We start from the raw sequence: 8,027 nt of genomic DNA, 5'->3' as shown, positions 1-8,027 counted from the left end.
GCTCGCAGCGAGGCGCCTTGCATACGCATGATCATTAGCGTTACGCGCTCTTCGATGGTCAAGTGGGTGTAGTGAGTAGTCATGCAGCACCTTACCTCGGGTGTTGCACTTGGTCACTGAGACCGCCCTCACTCTAGATGAAACATTCATATCCACATCAAAATTAACCCCACCTCTGGCAGCTTTCCTCCCCGCCACCAAAGCCTTGCTGATACTATCAGTGTACGTAAACGAAAACTTACATTTACTAGAATTAATCTTAGAATTTTCAATTGAAACAGTATAAGAACCAAAATCATAAAAAATCAAAAAAGGTGTACTTTCCCAAACATACAATGGAAAAATACTTAAAAATCTTTCTTTACACAAGGCATCAAACTGCCTTTTATCCTTCCCATCCATAGATGCGTCAAAAATAGATGACGGGAGCTCTTTAAAAAAATAGATGAGTTTTGAAATTACGCTCTTACCCTGAGCCTGAGGACCAATAAAAACGTTAATCCTCTTAAGACTTATATTAACTTTCTTAAGACCAAGGAAATTACTTATATATAGAGTGGCCAATTTTACATTCCATGTGAGTCTATTTGTTGGCAACAATAATCCAATACGTGATGTCATTTCAACATCTAAAAAATGAGAAAAAACAACCATTTTTAACCTGACGCTTGATTTATTAACCTTTAGGGTTATTATTGGCTTCACTCTCCCACCACAGAGCGAGGCAACACCATGCACACCACAGCAACCCTGCACGTACACCCAACGTGCGCCAGTAACCGTCGACTGATCGAGCAGCTGCAAACCACCACCGGCTGCTTGGTCGTCCTCCACAACCACAAACCCCGTCTAGTTCCGCACAGCAACCGCCCTGCCCCGTTCGATCCGAACAACGGAGGGCGTGCGGCATGAATCGCCTTTCTCTCCCGGACAACACCCTTCGCATGCTGGCTGCCCAAGTCAATTTGAACGGCACGTTTAACCACACCTGCCGCTTGAAAAACATCAACCAGGCGTGGAGTTTCGCTCTCCAGGTTGAACGCGCACCGACCGGTACGCTCTTTACCATCATCACCGGCACCGAAAAACACAGCCTGACGGTGCACGACACCGATCAGGACACGTGCCGAGTGCTGGCGGACTTCATTGAATGCATCGCCAACGGCTGCATGGACACAGCCGAACCGGCGACACGCCGCGAGCGCACTGAGTCTGTCGAGCGCGGCCAGTTACTGGATGGCATGCAACACGAGCAGTTGCGCCAATTGGTGCGCAACGGCGGCTCGTTGCTGCTCGATATCGGTTTCGATGAAGACGTACGAGTGGCTGTGCACCGCACCCTTAGCCGTAAGGGCATCACGGCGATCATCGTCGCCGGCGACACATGCCCGCGCACCCAGTGTTTTACGGCCTATGGCGACGAGCAACACTGCGTTGATCGGCTGATGCAGTCCCTCACCCACTTAGCTGCGTCGGTGGTTCCTGCCGCGCTCGCCGCTTAGGAGGGGGTATGGAACGCACCCTCGCCAAAGCGGCCGCGCACCCGGGAACAACGCGACCCAAGCTGATCAAATTGATGCGCGATAAAGGCTTGCTCAACGACCGTAACTTGCCCGCCTTCCCGGTTCGGGATCGCGAGTTTTTACGGGTCAAGGACAGCAACTGGTTCCACGCTGAACTCGGTATGCAGTACAGCCAATCAACCCGGGTACGTCAGCCCGGTATCGCTTGGCTGGCCGAGCAGTTAGGCCTGGTTCTTCCAGCAATTCCGGCTGATCACCGTGACGTGGCCTAGGGAATACGCTCGGCAGATCGTGGCCATGCCGACACGCGAGGAGCGCAATGCTGCGCTCCTTGAGGTGCCGGAACATTTGCGCGAGCTGACCAAGCGCCACTGCCTGAACGCCTGGCACCACCCGACCCGTCGCCCACCCAAAACGAGCGTGCCCACCCATGAGTAATGCCAATCAAAGCCCGCTGCGGCTAGTGCCAGCACCGGACGCGGCCACCGTTGAGCTGCTGTATCGCAACTTTGGTGACGTGCTGATCCCCCTAGACAAGCTGCGCGAACAGTACTTTCGCTACCTGAACGAACAGTCATTCATCGCGGAAATCATCAGCGGCCGGATTCAACTGCCGATCACAACACTCGACAGCAGCCGCAAGGCCACCAAGTTTGCCCACATCAAACACGTGGCCGCCCTGATCGACATACGTGCGTACAAGGCGGACGAAGAGATGGGCAAAGCGCACACCGATGCGGCGGAACCGAACAACTGATCCAACGCTGCCACCACCAGCCAAGCACCAGGAGCACACCACATGACTTCGACACAGATCTACGCGCTGATCTTTCTGGCCTTCAACGCGGCCTTTTTGTACTGGACCGGCTACAAAACCGGCCTGGCCGATGGCCGCAAGCATCAATACGGTGCCAGCACCCGGAGGAAAGCGGGATGAAGCCCTCACAGACAAACACCCCAACCGCGCCCGCTTTGCTCTGCATCGAAAGCAGGAGCGACACGCCTGTAAAAAACAGTCTCTGTTGCGCAGCAATAGGCGTTATTAAAGCCCTTCGCGCCACTGCGGGAGTGCTTATACCCCACGTAAAGCTGCGCCGGGCAGCGCGTGTTGATGCAACGCTAAACGCTCAAAACCGCCCGCCCGCGCAGCTTGTGGTGGGGTATGGGCACCAAACAATATCAATTGAATCTCTATCAGCAGCCGACGTTCAGGCGGTGGAACTATGAATACTCAATTTCTGCTACTTGCGCAGTATGGCGGCCAGGCAATCATTCCTCTTGAGCGAGTGTGCGCTGACTACTTTAGCCATCTGACACCCGAAAAGATGAAGATGAAAGTCGCAGCAGGCCAGATTGACCTGCCACTTGTAGCCATCGAACGCAGCCAAAAGTCAGCACGCGGGGTTCACCTTGCCGACCTGGCTGCCTATCTGGATACCCAGCATGCACGTGCACGTACGGAGCATGACAAGCTGATGCGCAACTCTAGTCTACGCCGCGCTTCTTGATTCGCTTCCGGGCCTCAATGAGGGGGCCCGTTACTATCGTCTCCAGCCAAGACCAGTTTTCGTAAGGATCGCCATTCCCTTTCAAGTGCGTATATCTGCGCATTGAATTCCAGTCCCGGTGGCCAGACACAGAGGCAACTTTCGGGATATCCCAGCCCATTTCAAATAGGCGGCTGACACCATCGTGGCGAAGGTCATGAAAGTGCAGGTCATCGATCTCAAGAAAGTGGCAGGCACGGGTAAAGGATGCCGAGATAGAGCGAGAGTTGTACGGGAAAACATCCTCTGCAACCTTTGGCATAGACATCATGATCCGCCACGCTTCATCAGGGACATGGCACCAAACGTCATTGCCGTACTTCTGACCCGGATTCTTCATATCAGTGATCAGAACCATCTGGCGCTGTTCATCTAAGGCATTCCATTTGATGCGCGTGATTTCTTCCTGTCGACGCGTAGAGAACAGTGCAAAGGCAGTCACCCGGACCATGTCTATTTCCTGCTTGCGCCGGTCTCGCATCTCCCCGAAGTATTGAAACAGCTTATCCAGCTCTTCAAGTGTTGGGCGACGGTTCCTTTCCTTGCTGCGTGTCACCGCGCCCATCTTGCGCAATACCTTGCGCGCATCGGGCATGGCCATTGGATCGATGTCATAGCCCCACGCTGGCCGCGCTACAGAAAGCACGGCCCCCAAGTGAGCCAAGTCATTGCCCACGGTCTGCGCCTGTATGCCATCGTCCGTCATTCGTCTATCAGCGTACTCCACCAGCTTCTGGCTGGTGATCTCTCTATCCTCAAGCTTGCCTAACCAGGTTTCACCGATAGCCTTGAGTGTGGCGCGCTTGGTCTTCCCTAGCGGCCTCAGCTTTTCGTACTCCAAAAGGTAGCGGTCGATCATCTCCTTGACCGTCACACCTGATCGATTGGCCTTCTCGATTGCTCCAGGAACTGACATTTCAGTTTCGACACGTTTGATCCAGGCCTGCGCGGTCGCCTTGCGGTCGAACGTCTGGCTTTCCTGATAAACTGTCACACCCTTTTGCATGATGCGGATCTGCGCGGTGTAACCCGTCGATCCATCTCTGCGCTTGCGAACGGTGATAGTGCCCATGATTTTGCTACACGAATATTCGTATTTGCTACATTGTAGCAACGAGCATTCAAAAACAAGCAAAAACAGCGGTAAACAGTAGTGAACGAGAGTTACCCGAATGCACACCAAACCCGCAGAAAACCTAGCCCACCCACTAGATTCGGTATCTAGGAGGTTTTCTGTTGCCCCTATGATGGATGATACGGACTGAGCCTCTAGCCCCTTTAAAATAAGGGTTTACGACCTACTTAATTTTTCTCTGTACCATTTTCGTACCAGCCAACTTTCACTTCCCTCCCCTTAAATCCACAGTCTGAGCCTTCTCGTCGCTCACGGCACATCCAGTGCAGCAAACAATATCGATCCAATACATCTATCCCATCCCATGCACCCTGAAGCTATCGGGACGTTGAACGAGAGATTCGATACCAGCAGCCTCAACTTTTTCAACAAGGCCACCGGTTTATAGGGACTGTAAAGGAGCGGTGTGCGCAAAAGCGTTCCCATGAGTTTGTGCGCCAACCTGTGAATCAGCCGCCTGATAGGCCATGTGTGTTTTTTGGGGAGCGCCATCGGAAAAAGGTAAGAATGGTAAGTGCCTGGGTAAAACGTCTGGAACGCCCGGATTTAAAGGGCTACAGCCGATACGATGCAGGTAATATCTGAGTAACCTATAAGTAATCTAATTACTCTTTCATTAAGTAATTTTCTATTAGATCAAGGCCTTATAAATCAACTACTTACGATTAAATTACCTTACATATCACTCAAAATAACTTCTCTGTGTAATACGCCAAAGCCAACAAACACGGGGCCTCCAATACCGTATAGAGGCAGTGGCTTAACGAATTACCTGTTTCCGTCGACGTCCCTGAGAGTTCGTGCCAAAAAGTCTTGAATACCCCCTCACAGCCGCTCCAAAAGACCTTTGCCATAAAAGCACTCTCCGTGCAGGGATTCGCAGGCTTTTCACACCACAACATCCTCAAGCCAGACCACAGCCCAGCCCGCTGTCAGCCTGGTGCAAAAGTGCGGAAAAAAAGACCTATTTAGCCCGCAGGCGAGGTGGGGGGACGACGGCGCGCGCCGGGGCATGAAGCCCGTCACAACCCCAAAGCACGTCAACATTGCTATCCGATGACCTTCACCTGAGAGCCCTGTAGCCTGTATGGGTGGCGCGAAAGTGCGACCACCTTCCATCAGCACTGTGACGAGAAACGCTGTGCGCTCGCACTGGCAGCCTCACAAGGTGCATTTACAGGTATATTTGTGACAGACCGAAAAAAACCGCCTCAATGGGCGGCTTTGTCATACGGTAACGCACAGATCAAACGATGATCGTGTGAGGGTATGCGTGCATGGCGCTGTCGTGTGTCACCAGGCTGATACCTTCTGCAAGCGCTTGGGCCACCATGATACGGTCAAACGGATCTCGGTGATGGTTCGGCAGATTGCCTACAGTCAGCCCATGATCAGAAGTGATTGGCAATTCAAGGTAGCCCGCATCTAACAGCACTTTGCGTAGCACAGCAGGAATAACGCCTGTGCGCTCGGCGCCTTTGATGGTCAGCTCCCAGATGCTGGCTGCGCTGAAATACAGAGTGTTGGCCTCATCGTCGATAAGCTGGGCCGCGGCCTTGGACAGTTTGTCGTCGCCGATCGCTGCCCAGATCAGAATATGAGTGTCGAGCAATAACCTCATGCCTTGCCCTCGAACAGATCCGCTATTTCAGCATCCAGAGCGTCCGAAGCCTCGGAGTTGAATGTCACACCCGCCAGCATCCCTCGACGCTTGGGGGCTGTAATAGGAACCAGCTTGGCGACTGGCACGCCTGCCTTGGCGATGATGATGGTCTCACCGCCCGCTGCCGCATCAACAAGCTGCGAGAAGTGTGTTTTCGCTGCATGGATGTTGTGGGTTTGCATTTCGCTAGCTCCCAAGGGTTGGTTAACTTAGCTAGTCTAGTCCAGTCAATGGACTAAGTAAAGAATGCCGAGCGCCACCGGCTATAGGCCGTGTTGCGGAAAAAGGGTTTATTAAACCGTAAGACGAAATGGGGTCCCACCGCGCACCGCGGGCAAATTGATGAGCCTAAATACACCGCATTCTTGGGGAGCAATTTGCGTGTTTTAGTAAATTTGCTGGGGTAAGAAGCACATGCAGAGGATATGCTCATGAGGGCATATTGCCACTTATAACGATTTTAAGGAGCGTGTAAATGGAAAGACAGGAGCTTCACCGGAGATATCTGCTACTTAAAGAAATGGTCAGCTCTGGAAAATTTCACGTAGCTGAGCACCTAAAGGCGCAGTTTCAAGAAAGCTTTCGAAGGATCAAGACTCTTCCCGATGGCATGGTAGATCCTGATTCAATTGATGGCTTTATAAGATCTTCCCTTAGTGCGATGGCATACATGGCAGACCGCCAAGAGTGGAAAGAACTTGTATCTTTGAAAGACATTCAGGCCGCCTATTTTAATCGCGTACATGACGCTTTCGGCGTTCCATATGAAATGATGAGAAAAGCCGAGGTTGATCCATATAAATTTTCAGCCTGGTTTGCATCAGACGAAATTAGAGTTAATGAGAACATTGAGATAATTGATGAGTTCACCACTGAGATTATTAAATTTTGGACAAACATTAGTGAGCCGACCTGGATACACCTTGAAGATAGCATTGACACTAAAGCAATTTTCACAGGGGAGCTTTTCCCAGACGGATATTCCAACCTCGCCAGTTCAACGGGTATATACTTCGACACAACAATTTTGCCTGACCCATTCGTAAAAATATCTTCGCTATTCGCAGTAATGCCTCAACAAGAGCGAGTAGAGGAAGTTCTACGCCTTGCACTACAGGTGCTTCAATACAAAGATATTGCATTACTGGATTTGGACAAACCAATAATAGCAATCCTTCCAGATCGCCACCGACTAGATGAAAATTACGGAAAATACATTAACTTATGCGCCGAACAGGACACCATCAACTACGGCAACACACTATTCGATCAGAACTTCAGTGATCCAAAAGAACTGCTTGAATATCTAAGAAGTATAAAAGATCCTAAAAAATTCTCTGAGATTGTGAAAGATCCCAAAAGGTTATCTTTCTCCACTGAGTGGGATGGGAGTTATGAAAACCACATCTCTCGCTATATACAAGAGAATCAGCAAAAGCTCGGTGCAATCAGCCCGGGCGATGCAGTCTTTATAAACATGTTTAGCCGCTTCTCGCAAGCAAACAACTCACTACAGAGAAGTTCTTCGCTTCATGGAACCCCAGTAATTAGAGCAGAAACAAGTTGGCTGTGGTTCAATATAATGCTTAAAGAAAACTCTAAAGCCTATGACGATCAAGGATTAAAAAATCTACATATTTCGAGAGCACTACAAACCACAGTAAAGAATGAAATATCTTGGCTGGGAGAAGTCCCTATAGACGCGCTAATCGAAATAAGAAAAAACGACGCTCTTGAAGAAATACGAAGCTTACTGGGCACAGGTATTTCAGACATAATTGACGCACGGCCAAACAACTTTTTCCGTACTGGCGACCACGTTCTAAATAACATCCAGGAAGCTTTCGAAAAACACGAAGCAAAAATCAAAGAATTGCGTGGAAAACAGTGGAAATTTGCTGGGCGCGATATAGGATCATTTGTTGTAGTTGGCGGAATTGAACTTGCTGCAGCTATAACTGGAATACCTGCTTATGGCGCTATTGCTACAGCAGCGAATCTAACAGGAGTAATCCCAAGCATGAAAGACCTTAAGGAAAAATTCAACTTCATCAAACAAGAGAAATCAGACCTAACCAACACAGGAGTTGGAATATTATTCAAATCAAGAAAATAATTATGAAAACCGAAGCATGATCACTTAACGATCATGCTTCTAC

The 8,027-nt window shown here is 50.3% G+C and carries 11 protein-coding genes and 1 pseudogene; 7 read left to right on the top strand and 5 right to left on the bottom strand.

The features are described from left to right. Together HBN61_RS22475 and HBN61_RS22620 are read right to left on the bottom strand one after the other, a co-directional pair. A partial coding sequence (locus HBN61_RS22475; protein WP_143510986.1) for a helix-turn-helix domain-containing protein occupies positions 1-83 on the bottom strand: 83 nt, incomplete at its 3' end. Between the two features lie 250 nt (positions 84-333). Continuing rightward, positions 334-621 (bottom strand): annotated as a pseudogene (locus tag HBN61_RS22620) (AAA family ATPase); the annotation flags it as partial. Positions 622-908: 287 nt separating this feature from the next. Here HBN61_RS22620 and HBN61_RS08855 point away from each other — a divergent pair. The 6 genes from HBN61_RS08855 to HBN61_RS08830 all read left to right on the top strand — a co-directional run bounded on the left by HBN61_RS08855 (position 909) and on the right by HBN61_RS08830 (position 3,031). Next, a complete protein-coding gene (locus HBN61_RS08855; RefSeq protein WP_169837208.1) occupies positions 909-1,502 on the top strand; it encodes a hypothetical protein in 594 nt (197 codons plus the stop codon). Positions 1,503-1,510: 8 nt separating this feature from the next. Next, positions 1,511-1,795, top strand: a complete 285-nt coding sequence (locus HBN61_RS08850) for a DNA-binding protein (RefSeq protein WP_169837209.1) — start codon at positions 1,511-1,513, stop codon at positions 1,793-1,795. A 25-nt stretch (positions 1,796-1,820) separates the two neighbouring features. Beyond that, positions 1,821-1,961: a hypothetical protein gene (locus HBN61_RS08845; RefSeq protein WP_169837210.1), complete on the top strand. Its 141-nt coding sequence runs from the start codon at positions 1,821-1,823 to the stop codon at positions 1,959-1,961. Beyond that, on the top strand, positions 1,954-2,280 hold the full coding sequence (locus HBN61_RS08840) for a pyocin activator PrtN family protein (protein ID WP_169837211.1): 327 nt from the start codon (positions 1,954-1,956) through the stop codon (positions 2,278-2,280). The genes HBN61_RS08845 and HBN61_RS08840 overlap by 8 nt, the downstream gene beginning before the upstream one ends. 42 nt (positions 2,281-2,322) lie before the next feature. Continuing rightward, the gene (locus tag HBN61_RS08835) at positions 2,323-2,460 is read left to right on the top strand and encodes a hypothetical protein (RefSeq protein WP_169837212.1); all 138 of its coding nucleotides are present in this window, start codon (positions 2,323-2,325) and stop codon (positions 2,458-2,460) included. A gap of 286 nt (positions 2,461-2,746) precedes the next feature. Next, positions 2,747-3,031 (top strand): pyocin activator PrtN family protein, encoded by a 285-nt coding sequence (locus tag HBN61_RS08830; protein WP_047275453.1) that lies wholly within the window; start codon positions 2,747-2,749, stop codon positions 3,029-3,031. On the opposite strand, the gene HBN61_RS08825 is transcribed toward HBN61_RS08830, so the two are convergent. From HBN61_RS08825 to HBN61_RS08815, 3 genes are all read right to left on the bottom strand, one after another. Then, positions 3,009-4,142: a tyrosine-type recombinase/integrase gene (locus HBN61_RS08825; protein ID WP_169840283.1), complete on the bottom strand. Its 1,134-nt coding sequence runs from the start codon at positions 4,140-4,142 to the stop codon at positions 3,009-3,011. The genes HBN61_RS08830 and HBN61_RS08825 overlap by 23 nt on opposite strands. Positions 4,143-5,451: 1,309 nt before the next feature. Then, entirely contained in the window at positions 5,452-5,826 is a 375-nt protein-coding gene (locus HBN61_RS08820) for a type II toxin-antitoxin system VapC family toxin (protein ID WP_170046542.1), read from the bottom strand. Next, positions 5,823-6,050, bottom strand: coding sequence for a type II toxin-antitoxin system Phd/YefM family antitoxin (locus HBN61_RS08815; RefSeq protein WP_170046541.1), 228 nt, complete (start codon positions 6,048-6,050; stop codon positions 5,823-5,825). The genes HBN61_RS08820 and HBN61_RS08815 overlap by 4 nt, the downstream gene beginning before the upstream one ends. A 293-nt stretch (positions 6,051-6,343) precedes the next feature. Here HBN61_RS08815 and HBN61_RS08810 point away from each other — a divergent pair, with 293 nt between their 5' ends. Continuing rightward, positions 6,344-7,984 (top strand): hypothetical protein, encoded by a 1,641-nt coding sequence (locus tag HBN61_RS08810; protein ID WP_170046540.1) that lies wholly within the window; start codon positions 6,344-6,346, stop codon positions 7,982-7,984. The last annotated feature ends 43 nt before the right edge of the window (positions 7,985-8,027 follow it).

Origin of the sequence: Pseudomonas sp. WS 5071 (assembly GCF_012985765.1) — a bacterium.
GTDB lineage: Bacteria > Pseudomonadota > Gammaproteobacteria > Pseudomonadales > Pseudomonadaceae > Aquipseudomonas > Aquipseudomonas lundensis_A.
Note: the sequence above shows the minus strand (reverse complement) of the source record. Positions and strands in the feature narration are given on the sequence as shown.